The sequence below is a fragment of the Vibrio sp. S234-5 genome (assembly GCF_000960595.1).
Classification (GTDB): Bacteria; Pseudomonadota; Gammaproteobacteria; order Enterobacterales; family Vibrionaceae; genus Vibrio.
The window spans coordinates 1-447 of record NZ_JZAM01000313.1; the positions used below are offsets into that span (position 1 = coordinate 1).

Annotated in this window: 1 pseudogene; it reads right to left on the reverse strand. The window is 48.5% G+C overall.

Annotation, left to right across the window (positions count from 1 at the left end):
- Nucleotides 1-447 (reverse strand): annotated as a pseudogene (locus UF06_RS18760) (DNA repair protein RadA); the annotation flags it as partial.

Sequence of the window (447 nt, forward strand, 5' to 3'; positions counted from 1 at the left end):
GGTTTGCCAATTGCGAGTAGTCCACCAGCGCTTGAATCTCTACTAATAGAGGACGTGTACCTTCCCACACAACCATGACCGAAGATCCTGACGTCTCTTCTTCGCCACGAGAAAGGAAAATCGCCGATGGGTTACTTACTTCTTTCAGTCCCTGCCCCGTCATCGCAAACACACCTAATTCATTTACCGCACCAAAACGGTTTTTGTGGCTGCGCAGTGTACGGAAACGACTATCTGTTCCGCCATCAAGCAAGACAGAACAGTCAATAATGTGCTCAAGGACTTTAGGGCCGGCAAGAGTACCATCTTTCGTTACGTGACCAACAATAAATACCGCAACATTGTTCTGTTTTGCGTATCGCGTCAGTGCCGTCGCAGATTCTCGCACCTGAGCAACACTGCCCGGTGACGATTGAACATCAGAAACATGCATAACCTGAATCGAGT